Origin of the sequence: Aquihabitans sp. McL0605, from assembly GCF_049993875.1 — a bacterium.
Lineage (GTDB): Bacteria > Actinomycetota > Acidimicrobiia > Acidimicrobiales > Iamiaceae > Aquihabitans.
Genome location: NZ_CP188252.1, coordinates 805,577 through 821,297 on the forward strand (window position 1 = coordinate 805,577; position 15,721 = coordinate 821,297).

Below are 15,721 nucleotides of genomic sequence, written 5' to 3' on the forward strand. Positions count from 1 at the left end.
ACCGGGTGCCCGTAGCCTCACCACGTGACCGACCCAGCCCCCACGCCCACGCTCCCTCCCCGCCCGGCCCAGCGCCCCACCGAGCGCACCTTCCACGACGACACGGTCGTCGATCCCTACGCCTGGCTGCTCGACCCGGACGATCCGGAGACGCTGCCGCACCTGGTGGCCGAGAACGCGTGGACCGACGCGGTGACCGCCGGGCAGGAGCCGCTGCGCCAGGCGATCTTCGACGAGATCAAGCGCCGCACCCAGGAGACCGACCTGTCCGTGCCCGTGCGCGACGGCGCATGGTGGTACCTCACGCGCACCGAGGAGGGGAAGAGCTACCCCATCCACTGCCGCCGGCCCGACGACGGCACCACGACGGGCTGGGTGGAGGACCCGGCGGCCGAGCAGGTGGTGCTCGACCCCAACGAGCTGGCTGCCGAGGGCGAGTACCTCGGCCTCGGCGTGCTCGACGTGAGCCCCGACGGCAACTGGCTGGCCTACGCCATCGACCGGGAGGGCGACGAGAAGCACGCCCTGAGGTTCCGCGACCTGCGCACCGGCGCCGAGAGCGACGAGACCGTGCCCGACGTGTCCTACGGCTTCGCCTGGGCGGCCGACTCGGCCACCTGCTGGTACACGCTCCAGGACGACGCCCACCGCCCCGACCGGGTGCTGCGCCACCAGGTCGGCACCGAACCGTCCGCCGATCCCGAGGTGTTCCGGGACGACGACGAGCGGTTCCACGTGTCGGTCGGCGCCTCGCGCTCGGGCGACGTGGTGGTCATCAGCGCCGGCAGCGCCATCACCAGCGAGAGCTGGCTCATCGACGCCCACCGGCCCGACGGCGAGGCCGTGGTCGTCGCCGTCCGCGAGGAGGGCGTGGAGTACTCGATCGCCCACCACCCCGCCGGGCTCTACATCACCAGCAACCACGGCGGCGCCGACGACTTCGCCCTGTGGCGCGCCCCCCTCGACGGGATCACCACCGCGCCCCGCTCCGACTGGGAGGTGGTCCTCCCCCACCAGCCCGGCACCCGCATCGCCGGGGCCGAGACCTTCGCCGGCCACGCCATCGTCCACGGTCGCACCGACGGGCTCACCGCCATCTGGTTGCTCGACATCGCCACCGGCCAGACCACCGCGTTCGAGACCGACGACATCGTCGGCACGATCAGCCCCGGCGCCAACCCCACGTTCACCAGCACCACCTACCGGTTCAGCTACCAGTCGCTCACCCGGCCGCCCGCGGTGATCGACCAGGACCTGGCCACCGGAGCGCGCACCGTCCGCAAGCAGCTCGCCGTCCTCGACGGCTTCGACGCCGGGGAGTACTCGTCGGCGCGCGAGTGGGCCACCGCGGCCGACGGCACGCAGGTGCCGATCTCCCTGGTCTGGAAGCCCGCCGCCGTGCCGGCCGACGGGCCCGCGCCGTGCCTGCTCTACGGGTACGGCGCCTACGAGATCAGCATGGACCCGTGGTTCTCGATCGCCCGGCTCTCGCTGCTCGACCGCGGCGTGGTGTTCGCCATCGCCCACGTGCGCGGCGGCGGAGAGCTGGGCCGCAACTGGTACGAGGACGGCAAGTTCGCCTTCAAGCGCAACTCGTTCTCCGACTTCGTCGCCTGCGCCCAGCACCTCGTCGACACCGGTCGCACCGCCCCCTCCATGCTCGCGGCGCGCGGCGGGAGCGCCGGCGGGCTGCTCATGGGCGCGATCACCAACCTGGCCCCATCGCTGTTCCGCGCCGTGGTGGCCGAGGTGCCGTTCGTCGACCCGCTCACCACGATGCTCGACCCCTCGCTCCCCCTCACCGTGATCGAGTGGGACGAGTGGGGCGATCCGCTCCACACCACCGAGGCCTACGGCTGGATGAAGGCGTACGCGCCCTACGAGAACGTGGCGCCCGCCGCCGACGGCGAGTACCCGGCGGTCCTGGCCACCGCCGGCCTCAACGACCCACGGGTCGGCTTCCACGAGCCCGCCAAGTGGGTGGCCCGCCTGCGCGACCAGGGCCACGGCGCCGGCACCGTCGACTCGGATGGCCGCCCGGTGGTGTTCAAGGTGGAGCTGGGCGCCGGCCACGGCGGCCCCACGGGCCGCTACGACGCCTGGAAGGAAGAGGCCTTCACCCTGGCCTTCATCCTCACCGAGCTCGAGACCCCCACCACCTGACGGCCTGACCTGCCCCGCCGTGCTCGAGGAGGTCAGGCGGCCAGACCCGGACATCTGTCAGGCTGGCGTCACAGGGCAGGGGCCACGGCAGAAGGCGACACGATGCACCATCGCGATCAGACCACCGTTGGGAGGCGGCGAGCCCGCCGGCCCGTCCCGGCGGTCCTCGCGGTCGCCCTGGTGGCCTCGGGGGTGCTCTGGCTCGACGCCACCCCGGCATCGGCTGCGCCCGCACCCCTCACCGTCACCAGCACGGGCGACGGCGCGGATGCGGCCCCCGGCGACGGGACCTGCGCCACCGCCACGGCCACCTGCACCCTCCGCGCCGCCATCCAGGAGGCCGACGCCACGCCCGGCGCGGCAACCGTCACCATCACCTTCGCCGCGACCGGTTCGATCCGCCCGGTCACCAAGTTCCCGGCCATCTCCCGGCCCGTCACCATCGACGGCTCCACTGCTCCCGGCTACACGGTGGCCGGCGGCCCGTTGGTGCGCATCACCTGCGACGACGCTCCGGCGGTAGCCGACGGGCTCACGGTCACCGCTCCGAGCACCACCATCCGCGCCCTCGAGATCGACGGCTGCGACAACGCCCTCAGCCTCCCGGCCGGCGCCGACCACGCCCGGATCTACGGCAACGAGATCGGCACCGACGGCATCCACCGCGCCTACCCCCACAACGGCCTGTACGGGATCGTGGCGGCCGCCGACGACGTCCAGATCGGCGGCCCCGCGGCCGGCGAGGGCAACGTCGTCAACACGCAGGAGCAGTCGATCGTCGTGAAGGACACGACCGACGACCACTCGTCGAACCAGGTCACCATCCAGGGGAACCGCGTCGGTCCGAAGCCCGATGGCGATCCCGTCTACGGGATCGCCATCGAGCCGAACGTGCACGCCCTGGTCGGCGGCACCACCCCGGGTGCGGGGAACGTCGTCGCCCAGGCCGCCATCGGCATCCGCTTCACCGACAACGGCGCCGGGATCACGATCCAGGGCAACCTCCTCGGCACCGACCCCACCGGCACCACCGCCATACCGAACAACGGGGGCATCGACGGCGATGCATCCAGCGGGGCGCGGGCCGGTTCCGCCGTGCCGCTCATCGGCGGCGGCGCGCCCGGTGCCGGCAACCTCATCTCCGGCAACCGCTTCGACGCGATCCAGCTGTCCGTCGCCGCCACGGTCCAGGGCAACCTCATCGGGACCGACATCACCGGCACCACCGCCCTCCCCAACGGTGGGGCCGGCAGCCAGGACTCGGCCATCGAGCTCATGTCGGGCTACAGCGGCGTCGCCACGACGGGCACGCTCATCGGCGGGACCGGCCCCGGCGAGGGCAACGTCATCTCCGGGAACAACGGCCGCGGCATCCAGATCGACCAGACCGGCTACCGGATCCTCGGCAACCACATCGGGACCGACGCCACGGGCACCCGAGCGATCCCCAACGGCGACGACAACATCCTGATCGACGGATCCAGCACCGGCCCGGGCCAGATCGGTGGCGTGGCGCCCGGTGAGGCGAACACCATCGCGAACAGCCCCGGGAGCGGTGTGCACCTGTACCAGGCCGACACGCCCCTGGTCGGCGTCAGCATGCGCGGCAACCGGATCTTCGGCAACGACGACCTGAGCATCGACCTGTTCCAGCACGAGCCCGACCACGCTGCCAACGGCGACCAGATCGATCCCAAGATCACCTCCATCACCCCTGGCGCCGGGGCCGTCGAGCTGGCCGGCACGGTCCGCTCCGACCAGGCCGGCCCGCTGCTGGTCGACGTGTACGCCAGCGACGTCTGCCCGTCGGCGACCCACACGGGCGAGGCGAAGGAGTACCTCGGCACGATCTCGGTGCCGTACCCGGGCGGGAACGTGGTCAAGGCATTCACCGGATCAGTCACCGCCCCCACCGTGGGCAACGTGGTGACGGCCACCACCACCCAGGCCACCAACGGCACCAGCCAGTTCTCGCCCTGCGGGCCCATCATGGACCTGCGGATGAGCGCCCGCTCGAACCGCAGCGTGGCGGCGCTGGGCGACGAGGTCGCCACCGAGCTCGAGGTCACCAACCAGGGCTCCGACCCGGTCCTCGGGCTGGTCGTGCCGATCGAGCTGCCCAGCACCGAGAGCGCCGTCGCCCAGCCCGTCGTGGAGCCGGCGCAGGGGACGGTCACCGGGAGCTCCTGGGCGGTCGGTTCGCTCGCCCCGGGCGCGTCGGCGACCCTGTGCGTCCGCGGCGATGTGACCAAGACCCTCACCACCTACGTCGACCCGTACGGCATGACGCGGCCCTGGCCGACGTCCTTCGGTGCCACGATCCGGACCCCGACCGACGGGCTGCCCGATCCCTACCGGGGCGACGACACCGCCACCGGGATCGTCACCATCACGCAGCAGCCGAACGGCAGCGACCCCGACCCGACCGTCTGCGGAGGCCCCGGCGTCTCGGTCGACGACGCCTCGCTGACCCGGCCCGGCTCCGGCACGGCACCGATGACGTTCACGGTCCACCTGTCGGAGGCGAGGCCGGTCGCCGTCACCGTCTCGTACCAGACGGTCAAGGGCACGGCCGTCCCGGTCGACGACTTCACCGCCGCGTCGGGCACCGTCACCATCCCGGCCGGGCAGGTCACGGGGACCATCGCCATCCCCATCGTCGGCAACCAGGCCGACGAGATCGACAAGGCGTTCACCCTCCAGCTCACCTCCACCACCCACGTGGCCATCACCGACGGGTCCGCCACCGGGACCGTGCAGGCCAACCACCTCCTGGCCGGGTGCTCCGCCGGGTCGAGCGCGACGAGGCGCTTCGTGTGCCACCTGTACGCCGACGCGCTCGGCCGCACCCCCGATGCCGGCGGTCTCGGCTACTGGGCGGGCCGCCTCGACGGGGGCACGCCCCGCACCACGATCGGCCGGGCGTTCCTGACCGAGCCCGAAGCGCTGCGCCGGGTCGCCGACCGCCCCTACGTGCAGTACATCGGGCGCCACGGCACCAGCACCGAGCTCCAGGGCTGGGCCGCCAAGTACCAGGCCGGCACCGCCACCGCCGAGGACACGCGCATCTCGGTCCTCGCCAGCCGGTCGTACTGGTTGCAGGCGACCAGCTCCAAGAGCGTCTTCGTCCAGCACCTCTACCGCGACGTGTTCCGCCGCGCACCCGACGCCGCTGGCGTCAGCTACTGGACCGGCCGCCTGGCGACGATCAGCCGCAACAAGGTGGCGCTCCAGTTCGTGTCGGAGCCCGAGGGCCGGCGCAAGGTCGTCAGCGACATCTACCTGCGCTTCTTGCGCCACGAGGCCACCACGGCGCAGGCCAACGACTGGGTGGCGCAGCTGGCGAAGGGCAAGACCGAGGTCGACGTCGGCATCGGCGTCACCGCCGGCTCGGAGTACTTCGACCGCTGACCCCAGGCGGGCGCCCGATCAGGCGAGGTGGCTGTAGCCGCCGCGGAAGAAGATCAGCGGGTGGCCCTCGGCGGCCACGGCGAGGTCGGTGACCGCGCCCACCACGATCTCGTGGTCGCCGGCGTCGTGGATGGCTTCGGTGGTGCAGTCGATCCAGGCCAGCGCGCCGCCGAGGCGGGGCGAGCCGAGGGGCGAGTGGTCCCAGGCCAGGCCGGCGAACTTGTCGGCCTCCTTGGAGGCGAAGCGACGGGAGACCTCCTCCTGGTCGTCGCCGAGGATGCTCACGCAGAACCTCCCGGCCTCGCGGAGCTTGGGCCACGTGGACGAGCCCTTGCCGGCACAGAAGCCGACCAACGGCGGGTCGAGCGAGATCGAGAAGAACGAACCGATGGCCATGCCGACGGGCGCGCCCTCGTTGAACGCCGCGACCACCGAGACCCCCGTGGGGAAGTGCCCCAGCACCTGGCGGAAACGGGCGCTGTCGAACGCGGGCTCGGTCATGGGGGCTCCTGGCGGGTGACGGGGATGGCCCGTCAGGTTAGGCGGTGGCCGGAGCCAGGCTGAACGAGACCGTGGTCCCCTCGGCGGCCGCGATGACCTCGCCCACCGAGGTGCCCTGGGCGAACCCGCGGGCATCGAGCAGGAGGCGGTCGATGACCTCGTCGCCGTGCGACGGGTCGTGGTGGAACAGCGCCAGGCGCTTGGCGCCGGCCTCCGCCGCCACCCGCACCGCGTACTCGACGGTGCAGTGGCCCCAGTCGGACTTGGCGGCGAACTCGTGGGGCTCGTACTGGGCGTCGTGGATCACCAGGTCGGCATCGCGGCACAGGTCGAGCACCGAGGGCTCCACGGCGTCGGTGCCGATGGGCTGCTGGTGGTCGCTGATGTAGGCGATGGTGAACCCGTCGAGCTCCACCCGGTAGCCGTTGGTGGCGCCGGTGTGGGGCACGTTGCGGGCGGTGATGCGGGCCCGGCCGAAGTCGAACGACTCGTCGTCGACGTCGCGGAAGGTGATCTCGCCGCACAGGTCTGCCGCCCGGACCGGGAAGTAGGGCGGGCGCATGAAGTCGTCGAACGCCTCCTGCAGGGTGCCCTCGTCGTTGCGCCCGCAGACGGTGAGCGATGCGCCCGGTCGGTTGATCGGCGTGAAGAACGGGAGGCCCTGCACGTGGTCCCAGTGGAGGTGCGTGACGAGGGCGATGCCGCGGAACGGCTCGTCGGCAGGGAGGAGCTCGCCGAAGAACCGGAGGCCGGTGCCCAGGTCGAAGAGGATGGGGTCTTGGCCGGGGGCCTGCACGCTCACGCAGGCGGTGTTGCCGCCGTAGCGCTTGTTGGCGTCGCAAGGGCAGGGGGTGGATCCCCGGACTCCCCAGAACGTGACGTTCACCATGCCTTGACTCCTGCTGCCCCTGATGGTTGCGAACGGTAGCCAACCGGCCACCCAGCGGCCCCAACTGTGACGCAATGCACAGTGCCGTCAGGGTCCCGTCGCTCGGTGTTGGTACCCCGTTATGGTCCCGGCCATGCCTGCCGCACCCCCCGCCATCACCGAAGGCTCGATCGAGGCCAACGGCCTCACGTTCGGCTACCTCGCCGCGGGCGAGGGCCCGCTCGCGCTGTGCCTCCACGGCTTCCCCGATTCGGCCTGGTCGTGGCGCCACCTCCTGCCCGAGCTGGCGGCCGCCGGCTACCGGGCGGTGGCCCCCTTCCTGCGCGGCTACGCGCCCACCGCCGTCCCCGCGGACGGCCTCTACCAGCCGGGCGCGATCGCCAGCGACGCCATCGCCCTGCACCAAGCGCTGGGCGGCGACGCCGACGCGGTCCTGATCGGCCACGATTGGGGCGCTCTCGCCAGCTACGCCGCCGCCGGCCACGCGCCGGAGCGGTGGAAGCGGGTGGTGGTGGCCGCGGTGCCGCCGGCCGCCACCGTCGCCCAGGCCTTCTTCTCCTACGACCAGCTCCAGCGGTCCTGGTACATGTTCTTCTTCCAGTCGCCGCTGTCCGACCTCGCCGTCCCCATGGACGACCTCGCGTTCATCGACCGGCTGTGGCAGGACTGGTCGCCGGGCTTCGACGGCAGCACCTTCGCCGCCCAGGCCAAGGACTGCATGCGAGACCCCGCCAACCTCGCCGCCGCGCTCGGCTACTACCGGGCCACGCTCGGCGCCGGCGCTCGCAGCCCCGAGTACGACCAGATCGAGGCGGCGGGCGCCCTCCCCCTCACGATGCCGGCGCTGTACCTGCACGGGGCCGACGACGGCTGCATGGGCGCCGAGCTGATCGACGACGGCGTGCTGACGTCGCTCCCGGCCGAGGGCTCGCGCTACGAGCTGGTGCCCGACGCCGGCCACTTCCTGCAGGTGGAGCAGCCAGAGGCGGTCAACCGGCTGATCGTCGACTTCCTCACGGCGTGACGCCCTGGCCGCCGGGCCCGAGCTCGGTCGGCGGCGCCAGCCTGTACACCTCGAGGCCCGGCTCCACGCGGTAGGGCTGCACGTCGAGGCCCACCCACCGCATCGACTGGACGACCTCTTCGTTGGGCCCCTCGGTCAGCACCAGGTAGCCGCCGCCGTGATCGGTGACGAACTGCCGCACCTCGAGCAGGCGCGGCCGGAACGGCACCCACGCGTAGAACGCCCGCCCGGGGATCGGCGTCACCGGCTCGTGGGTGCCGAGCCAGCGGACGGAGTACGGGTCGTCGGCCACCACGGCCGCGTCGCGGGGCAGCGCCTTCACCACGTCGACCCAGGGCGCTCGCCGCTTGCGCACCGCGTTGAGCCGGATGCCGGTGGTGCCCGCCTTCGACGACCACGCCGTCGTCTCGGCCGCCGTCGACCCGAGCAGGGCCGCCAGGGCGACGAGCGCGACCGCAGCCAGGGCCGGTCGGGGCCGCCCCAGGGCCCGCTCGTCCGCCGGCCGAGCCCTCCAGGCCGCCACGGCCCGCTCGACGGGGAGGGCGAGCAGCACCACCGTGGGCGCGAAGACCGGCGCCAGCAGGCGGGCATCGACCTGGTTGAGCATCGTGGTCATCTCGCTCACCACGAGGAACGCCACGTACGCGGAGACGTAGGCGGCGACGGGTGCACCGGCGGCCGCCCACACCGCACCGGGGCCGCGGGCGAGGTGGGCCGCCGTGCGGATGCCGAGGGCCACGACGCCCACGAGGGCCAGCCACCCGACCGTCCGCATCGCGCCCTCCGACGCCTGGCCGCCCAAGGCGTAGCGCCCGATCGACGTGGCGAGCTGCGTCATCGTCTCGCCGAACGTGAAGGTGGCCCCGCCGCCGCGCTGGCCCATGGGCGGGCGGCCGTCGGTCACGTTGACGGCGATCACCGCGGCGATCCCCCACGAGCACAGGGCCGACACCACGGCCGCCGAGCGGATCGCCCGCAGCCGTCCCCGGTGCCAGTGGTCGGCCAGGACCACCGCACCGATCACTCCCACCAGCACGATCCCCGTGTACCGCGTGACCCCCGCGAGGCCCGTCGCCAGGGCCAGCACCGCCACCGTGCGGACCTCGAGGCGGCGGACTCGGTGGAGCCGGGTGAGGGCGATGAGCGCGACCAGCGTCGCCGACACGAACAGCGGCTCGCTCCACGCCATGGCGTGCACGAGGACGAGCCCGGTGTTGACCGCGACGAAGAGCGCGGCGAGCGACGCGGCCATCGGTGTCAGGCCGAGCTCCCGGCCCAGCCGCCGCGCGGCCGCCACCACGAACATGGCGGTGGCGATGCCGAGCACCTGGATCGACAGCTGGGTGGGGATGCCGGCGCGGAGCATCGCCGCGACCACCGTCGAGTAGCCCGGCGGGAAGATCGAGAGCCGCTGCCCGTCGAAGTTGGTGAGCCGGCCCTCGTGGGCCAGGTGCTGGGCGGTGGCCAGGTAGGCCACCGAGTCGTTGGTGACCCCTGGGCCCGAGCGGGTGGCGATCCACACCAGGAGGCCCGCCACCGCCACCGCGCCGGCACCCACCGCACCCGCGGCCGAGACCCGGGTGCGTCGATCGTTCGACCCGTCCATCGCTGCTCCTCGCCAGTGCACCGTGGACGTCCCGCACGCCCTGGATCTGCGGAACCGTACCCACCCTGCGGGCCGGCGCGCGTTCGCCCCCCGGTCAGCCCGGCAGGCGGAGGGTGCGGTCGGCGTCGGCGACCGCCAGGCCGTCGGCGACCAGCGTGCGGGCCACCCGCTCGGCGCGGGCGGGATCGTCGGGCCAGCCCATCGCCGCCGCCAGGTGCGCGGGCTCGACGGGAGCGATGCGCAGGGCGTCGACCAGGCGGCCGCGCCCCTGCCGGTCGGAGCCTTCGAACACCGACTGGCCGCCCGACACCCCCGCCGAGCCGACGGCGGGATCGGGCTCCGGGCGCCCGTCGACCGCCCACGTGCACCACGGCATCGCGGGGCAATCGTCGCACCGCGGCCCACCGGACCGGCCGGGCCGCCGCGGCCGGCAGATCGTCGCGCCCAGGTCGAGCATCGCCTGGTTCCACGCCCAGCCCTGCCCGGCCGGCACCGCCCCGTCGGCCGCGGCCTGGGCCTCCTTCGGCTTGAGCGATCGCCCCTCCCACCGCGCCAGGACGCGGGCCGCGTTGGTGTCGAGCACGCCCACCTGGTCGCTCTCGTGGGCGAACGCGAGCACCGCCCGGGCCGTGTACGGGCCGATGCCCGGAAGCGCCAGGAGCCCGTCGAGCGTGACCGGCAGGGCGCCGTCGTGGTCGGCCACCACCGCCCGCGCGCACCGGTGGAGGTTGACCGCCCGCCGGTTGTACCCGAGACCGGCCCAGGCCGTGACGATGTCGCCGACCGGGGCCGCCGCGCACGCCGTCGCCGTCGGCCACTGGGCGAGGAACGCCTCGTACCTGGGCAGCACCCGGGCCACCTGGGTCTGCTGCAGCATCAGCTCGGCGACGAGGATCGACCACGGGTCCCGGGTCCGCCGCCACGGCAGGTCCCGCTGCCGCGCCCCGAACCACGCCAGCAGCGCCCCCTCCCGCGCCAACCGACCGCCACTCACGCCTCGCCGGCTCACCGCTCGCCCATCCCCGGCCCCCTCGTTCTCTGGTCGATCATCCCCCGAGGAGGGGGAAGATCGACCAGAAGGATCCGGGCGGGCCAGACGGTGGTCGATCGTCGACGCATGCGGGGGAAGATCGACCAGCGGAGGGCGGGGTCAGCGGAGGCGGGCGGCGTAGGCGACGGTGACGTACGGGAGGTCGAAGCGGTCGCCCAGGGGGGCGGCGAGCTCGCGCACCTTGGCGGCCAGCTCCTCGCGGTCGGCCGCCGGGAGCATGGCGATGTACGACGTCGAGAGCACGCGGGCGACGAGCGTGTCGGGGTCCATCGCCTGGTGGAAGGCCGAGTCGTACCGCTCGGCCGCCTCGAACTGCGGGCCGTGCTCGGCGACGGTGGCGGCCCAGTCGACCTCGACCGTGTACGGCACCCGCCACCGCTCCCGCTCGTCCCAGCGGATCAGCCTCGACAGGTCGGCCACCCACGGCTCGCGGGTGTCGCGCTCGTTGAACACGATCCCGAGGCGGCCGTCCGGCTTCAGCACCCGGGCGATCTCGGCGAGGGCGGGTCCCGGGTCGAACCAGTGGAACGCCTGGGCGACGGTGACCGCATCGACCGACGCGTCCTCGAAGGGCAGCCGCTCGGCGGTGCCGTCGAACGTCCTCACGCCGGGGCAGGTCTGGGCCAGCTTGGCCCGCATGGCCTCCACCGGCTCGACCGCGAGGATCTCCACCCCCGGACGCATGAGCATCCGCGTCAGCTTGCCGGTCCCCGCCGCGAGGTCGATGACCGTGGCGCCGCGCTCGATGCCGAGGTGCTCCACCAGCCAGGCGACCACGTCGTCGGCGTAGCCCGGACGACCCTGCTCGTACGCGTCGGCCCCCGCCCCGAAGCCCGATGCCGCCACGTCGTTGATGCCCATGATCCGACCTCCCGGCCGACGATGGTACGCCCGCCCAGGCCGAAGCCGCTCAGGCCGAGGCCGCTCAGGCCGACTCGGGCAGGAGCGCGGGGGCGCCGACGGGCGCGGTGGCCGTGGCGCCGATGCCCGCCGCCACCACCAGGGCCACCCCGACCACGGACACCGCACCGAGGTGCTGGTCGAGGAGCACCAGCCCGACGATGGCACCGATGGCCGGCTCCAGGGCCACGAGGATGCTGAACGTGCGCTTGTTCATGCGCTCGAGCGCCCGGAGCTCGAACGAGTACGGGACCACCGACGCCAGCACCGCCATGACCAGGCCCAGCGCCAGCACCCGCACGTCGAGGAGGGCGCGACCGGCGGAGGCCACGCCGATCGGGACGACCAGCACCGATGCGACCACGCACGCGCCGGCGAGGCTGGCGACACCCGGCTCCGTGGTGGCCAGGCGCGACCCGGCCACGATGTAGGCCGCCCAGAACGTGGCCGCCACCAGCGCCGCCACCACGCCCCACGGGTCGAGCGACCCGGCCGCCGTGCCGTGCTGGCCGAGGCCGAGCACCAGCACCCCGCCCAGCGCGAGCACGACCCACAGCAGGTCGCGCCGCCGCCGGGTCAGGGCGACCGCCAAGCCGAGCGGCCCCAGGAACTCGATGGTGATGGCCGCACCCAGGGGCAGCCGGTCGACCGCCTCGTAGAACGCGAAGTTCATGACCGCCAGGGCCACGCCGAGCAGCAGGACCGAGCGCCGGTGGTCCCCTGACCACGACCGGACGGCAGGACGGCCCCAGGCGACCAGGACGACGGCAGCGAGCCCGAGGCGCAGTGCCGATGCCCCCGCCGCACCGACGTCGTCGAACAGGTGGTGGGCGATCGCGGCGCCGAACTGGAGCGACAGCATCGACCCCAGGAGCAGCAGCACCGGCTGGTAGCGGTGCTCCTCTGCCGGAGCGAGCCGGCGCTCGATGGTCAGTCCTCGGACCAGATGTCGGCGTCTTGGTAGGGCCGCTCGCGACCGGGGGCCGCCTCGTTGGTCCAGACCATGACCTTGCGCTTGAAGTAGCAGACCTCTTCGCCGCGCTGGTTGAGGCCCTTGGTCTCGACCGACACGATGCCGCGGTCACCCTTCGAGGTGAGCTTCTTGTCGAGGACGCGGGTCTCGGCATAGATGGTGTCGCCGTGGAACGTGGGCTTGGAGTGCTTCAGCGTCTCGACCTCGAGGTTGGCCACCGCGGCACCCGACACGTCGGGGACGCTCATGCCCAGCACCAGGGAGTACACGAGGTTGCCCACCACCACGTTCTTGCCCTGGGGCGAGCGCTCGGCGTACCAGTCGTTGGTGTGGAGCGGGTGGTGGTTCATCGTGATCATGCAGAACAGGTGGTCGTCGTACTCGGTGATGGTCTTCCCGGGCCAGTGCCGGTAGACGTCGCCGACCTCGAAGTCCTCGAAGTTGCGGCCGAAGGGGCGTTCGTAGCTGGTCACAGGGTCTCCTCGACGCGATCGATCGTGCTTGGGGGCAGATCGACCGTAGCAACTGCCCTCGGCCGCCCCCCATCCCGACATGGGGCACCAGGGGCCCAGGTGCGAGGATGGCGCCGATGGGTGATCGGTCAGGGGTGAAGGAGACGATCACCGAATCCGTGCGGGAGCTCCGGCGGCCGCTGGTCGACATCGGCGAGGACGGCTTCCTCCACCCGCTCTTCCTCCAGCGCTACGCGGGCATCGCCGCGCTCGCGATCGGCGCGGTCGTGTTCGGCTCGCTCCCCGAGTACATGCCGGTGCTGATCATCGCGGTCGGCTTCAGCGCCAACGCCTTCGCCCACCACCACGCCAAGCGCACCGGCCAGGCCCCGATCTGGATGCACCTCACCGACATGCTGGGCGTGCTGGTGTTCCCCGCCCTCTCGACCGAGATCGCCGTCCCGGCCGTGCTGGTGATGCTGGCGGTGGTCTCGCTCGCCGCGTGCGTGTCGGGCCTCGGTCCCGCGCTGCTGTGCAGCGCACTGGGCGTGGTGGGCCTGGTCCTCATCAACACCCAGGACCCGCTGCCCGAGGCCGGCCTGCTGATCGGCGGGTTCGCGATCGCCTCGCTGATGATCGCCACCGCGGTCGGCCAGCTCGCCGCCGTCGAGGACCGCGTCCGGCGGCGCCTCAACACCGTGGTCGACAACCTCGATGCCATCTTGTGGGTGCGCAACCCCGCCGACGACCGCTTCACGTTCGTGAACCAGCGGGCCACCACCATGCTCGGCTGGACCCAGGACGAGTGGCTCCAGCCGGGGTTCTGGCTGGCGCACCTCCACCCGGCCGATGCCGATGCCACCACCGGGGCCGTCGGCCGGGCCGTCGCCCTGGGCATCGACCACGAGGTCAGCTACCGGTTCCGGGCCAGCGACGGCCGCTGGGTCCACCTGCACGATCGCGTCACCGTCTCGGTCGACGGCGCCGGTGCGCCCACCGCGCTCCAGGGCATGAGCATCGACATCTCCGATCGCGTCCAGATCGAGCACCGCGTCAACCAGTACGCCGACATCGTCGATCGCATCGACCAGGCGCTCATCGTGCTGCGCCTCGAGGAGAGCGACGACGAGGGCGAGGTCCTGCGCCTCCGTGCCGCCAACCCGGCCGCCGAGCGGCTGATGCGGCGGGACCTCTACGCCCTGATCGGCAGTTCCGTGGAGGATGCGTTCCCCGCGCTCGTCGGGTCTCGGCTGCGCGACCGCCTCGCCGGCGTGGTCGACCGCGGGGTGCCGCTGCGCGTCGACGACCTCATCGTGCAGCCCGTCGGTGGCGAGCAGCGGGTGGTCACCCTGCGGGCGTTCCCGCTCCCCGACCGCTCGGTCGCGATGTCGCTCCAGGACATCACCGATGCCGTCGCCGCCTCCGAGGCGCTCCGGCGCCAGGCGCTCTACGACGGCCTCACCGGCCTGCCCAACCGGCGCCTGTTCGACCAGGAGCTCCACCGGGCGGTCCGCGACGCCCCGGGCCGCGACGAGCAGGTCGCCCTGCTGGTGATGGACCTCGACCAGTTCAAGGAGGTCAACGACGCCCTCGGCCACCACGTCGGCGACCAGCTCCTGCGCGGCATCGGCGACCGCCTCACCCGCGAGTTCGACCACGCCCTCGTCGCCCGCCTCGGCGGCGACGAGTTCGCCCTCGTCCTCTCGGGCGAGGTCACCGAGGCCAGCGCCCGGGAGGTGGCCGCCCGCATCCGCGACACGCTGGCGGTGCCGTTCCTGATGGACGACGTGCGCCTCCAGTCCAACGCCTCCATCGGCATCGCCCTGTTCCCGCAGCACGCCGACGACGTGCCGACGCTCATCCAGCGCGCCGACGTCGCCATGTACAACGCCAAGCGCTCGGGCACCGGGTCCGCGGTGTACGCCGCCGAGCACGACCGCTCGAGCGTGGAGCGCCTGACCCTCATCGGCGATCTCCCGGACGCGGTCGCGCTCGACCAGTTCGAGCTGCACTTCCAGCCCTGCGTCGATCTGCGCACCGGGCGCCCGGTCCGCGCCGAGGCGCTGATCCGCTGGAACCACCCCCGCCTCGGCCGCATCAACCCGGACCAGTTCATCGAGCTGGCGGAGCTGTCGGGCGCCATCCAGCCCCTCACCCGATGGGTCCTGCGCGAGGGGCTCATCGCCGCCGCCCGGTGGCGCGCCGCCGGCCACCCGATCGGGCTCGCCGTCAACCTGTCCGTGCGCAACCTCTACGACCCGGAGCTGGTGCCGTACGTGGCCCAGGAGCTGTCCATCTCCGAGGTCCCCGCCGCCGATCTGGTGCTCGAGCTCACCGAGACCGAGCTGATGGACGACCCGAGCCTGGCGCAGGAGATCTTCACCCAGCTGGGCGACCTGGGCGTCGGCACGGCGATCGACGACTTCGGCACCGGCTACTCGTCGCTCACCTACCTGCGCGACCTGCCGCTCCAGGAGGTCAAGATCGACCGCTCCTTCGTGACCGAGATGCACCGCCGGTCCGAGGAGTTCACGATCGTGCGCTCGATGATCGACCTCGGCCACAACCTGGGGCTCAAGGTGGTGGCCGAAGGCGTCGAGCACGCCGACGACCTCGTCCTGCTGCGCCGCCTCGGCTGCGACCTGGCGCAGGGCTTCCACCTGGCCGAGCCGCTCCCGCTCGACCACCTGCTCAAGTGGCTCGACGGGTACACCGAGGCCATGGTCTTCCCCGGCGAGTCCGCCTGACCGC

The 15,721-nt window shown here is 72.8% G+C and carries 11 protein-coding genes; 4 read left to right on the plus strand and 7 right to left on the minus strand.

What is annotated here, in order from left to right:
- Positions 1 to 24: 24 nt before the first annotated feature.
- Both ACPPVX_RS03595 and ACPPVX_RS03600 read left to right on the plus strand, forming a co-directional pair.
- A complete protein-coding gene (locus ACPPVX_RS03595; RefSeq protein WP_426573524.1) occupies positions 25 to 2,163 on the plus strand; it encodes a S9 family peptidase in 2,139 nt (712 codons plus the stop codon).
- A gap of 102 nt (positions 2,164 to 2,265) precedes the next feature.
- Positions 2,266 to 5,574, plus strand: a complete 3,309-nt coding sequence (locus ACPPVX_RS03600) for a DUF4214 domain-containing protein (RefSeq protein WP_426573525.1) — start codon at positions 2,266 to 2,268, stop codon at positions 5,572 to 5,574.
- A gap of 18 nt (positions 5,575 to 5,592) precedes the next feature.
- On the opposite strand, the gene ACPPVX_RS03605 is transcribed toward ACPPVX_RS03600, so the two are convergent.
- Entirely contained in the window at positions 5,593 to 6,075 is a 483-nt protein-coding gene (locus ACPPVX_RS03605) for a flavin reductase family protein (RefSeq protein WP_426573526.1), read from the minus strand.
- Between the two features lie 37 nt (positions 6,076 to 6,112).
- Positions 6,113 to 6,964: an MBL fold metallo-hydrolase gene (locus tag ACPPVX_RS03610; protein ID WP_426573527.1), complete on the minus strand. Its 852-nt coding sequence runs from the start codon at positions 6,962 to 6,964 to the stop codon at positions 6,113 to 6,115.
- Positions 6,965 to 7,097: 133 nt separating this feature from the next.
- Between ACPPVX_RS03610 and ACPPVX_RS03615 the strand changes: the two genes are divergently transcribed.
- On the plus strand, positions 7,098 to 7,988 hold the full coding sequence (locus tag ACPPVX_RS03615) for an alpha/beta fold hydrolase (RefSeq protein WP_426573528.1): 891 nt from the start codon (positions 7,098 to 7,100) through the stop codon (positions 7,986 to 7,988).
- Here the strand turns inward: ACPPVX_RS03615 and ACPPVX_RS03620 are convergent.
- The 5 genes from ACPPVX_RS03620 to ACPPVX_RS03640 form a co-directional block, all read right to left on the minus strand.
- The gene (locus ACPPVX_RS03620; RefSeq protein WP_426573529.1) at positions 7,978 to 9,594 is read right to left on the minus strand and encodes a hypothetical protein; all 1,617 of its coding nucleotides are present in this window, start codon (positions 9,592 to 9,594) and stop codon (positions 7,978 to 7,980) included. The genes ACPPVX_RS03615 and ACPPVX_RS03620 overlap by 11 nt on opposite strands.
- A 94-nt stretch (positions 9,595 to 9,688) precedes the next feature.
- A complete protein-coding gene (locus tag ACPPVX_RS03625) occupies positions 9,689 to 10,588 on the minus strand; it encodes an A/G-specific adenine glycosylase (protein ID WP_426573530.1) in 900 nt (299 codons plus the stop codon).
- A 156-nt stretch (positions 10,589 to 10,744) separates the two neighbouring features.
- The gene (locus ACPPVX_RS03630; RefSeq protein WP_426573531.1) at positions 10,745 to 11,506 is read right to left on the minus strand and encodes a class I SAM-dependent methyltransferase; all 762 of its coding nucleotides are present in this window, start codon (positions 11,504 to 11,506) and stop codon (positions 10,745 to 10,747) included.
- Between the two features lie 64 nt (positions 11,507 to 11,570).
- The gene (locus ACPPVX_RS03635; protein ID WP_426574984.1) at positions 11,571 to 12,407 is read right to left on the minus strand and encodes an EamA family transporter; all 837 of its coding nucleotides are present in this window, start codon (positions 12,405 to 12,407) and stop codon (positions 11,571 to 11,573) included.
- Positions 12,408 to 12,475: 68 nt separating this feature from the next.
- The gene (locus ACPPVX_RS03640) at positions 12,476 to 12,991 is read right to left on the minus strand and encodes a MaoC family dehydratase (RefSeq protein WP_426573532.1); all 516 of its coding nucleotides are present in this window, start codon (positions 12,989 to 12,991) and stop codon (positions 12,476 to 12,478) included.
- 116 nt (positions 12,992 to 13,107) lie between these two features.
- Between ACPPVX_RS03640 and ACPPVX_RS03645 the strand changes: the two genes are divergently transcribed.
- Positions 13,108 to 15,717, plus strand: a complete 2,610-nt coding sequence (locus ACPPVX_RS03645; RefSeq protein ID WP_426573533.1) for a putative bifunctional diguanylate cyclase/phosphodiesterase — start codon at positions 13,108 to 13,110, stop codon at positions 15,715 to 15,717.
- Positions 15,718 to 15,721 lie beyond the last annotated feature (4 nt).

Excerpts from the sequence above, each read along its gene's own strand:
- ACPPVX_RS03630 (WP_426573531.1), bottom strand. The coding sequence starts at position 11,506 with ATGGGCATCAACGACGTGGCGGCATCGGGCTTCGGGGCGGGGGCCGAC.
- ACPPVX_RS03615 (WP_426573528.1), top strand. The coding sequence starts at position 7,098 with ATGCCTGCCGCACCCCCCGCCATCACCGAAGGCTCGATCGAGGCCAAC.
- ACPPVX_RS03600 (WP_426573525.1), top strand. The coding sequence starts at position 2,266 with ATGCACCATCGCGATCAGACCACCGTTGGGAGGCGGCGAGCCCGCCGG.
- ACPPVX_RS03620 (WP_426573529.1), bottom strand. The coding sequence starts at position 9,594 with ATGGACGGGTCGAACGATCGACGCACCCGGGTCTCGGCCGCGGGTGCG.
- ACPPVX_RS03610 (WP_426573527.1), bottom strand. The coding sequence starts at position 6,964 with ATGGTGAACGTCACGTTCTGGGGAGTCCGGGGATCCACCCCCTGCCCT.
- ACPPVX_RS03645 (WP_426573533.1), top strand. The coding sequence starts at position 13,108 with ATGGGTGATCGGTCAGGGGTGAAGGAGACGATCACCGAATCCGTGCGG.
- ACPPVX_RS03635 (WP_426574984.1), bottom strand. The coding sequence starts at position 12,407 with ATGCTGTCGCTCCAGTTCGGCGCCGCGATCGCCCACCACCTGTTCGAC.
- ACPPVX_RS03605 (WP_426573526.1), bottom strand. The coding sequence starts at position 6,075 with ATGACCGAGCCCGCGTTCGACAGCGCCCGTTTCCGCCAGGTGCTGGGG.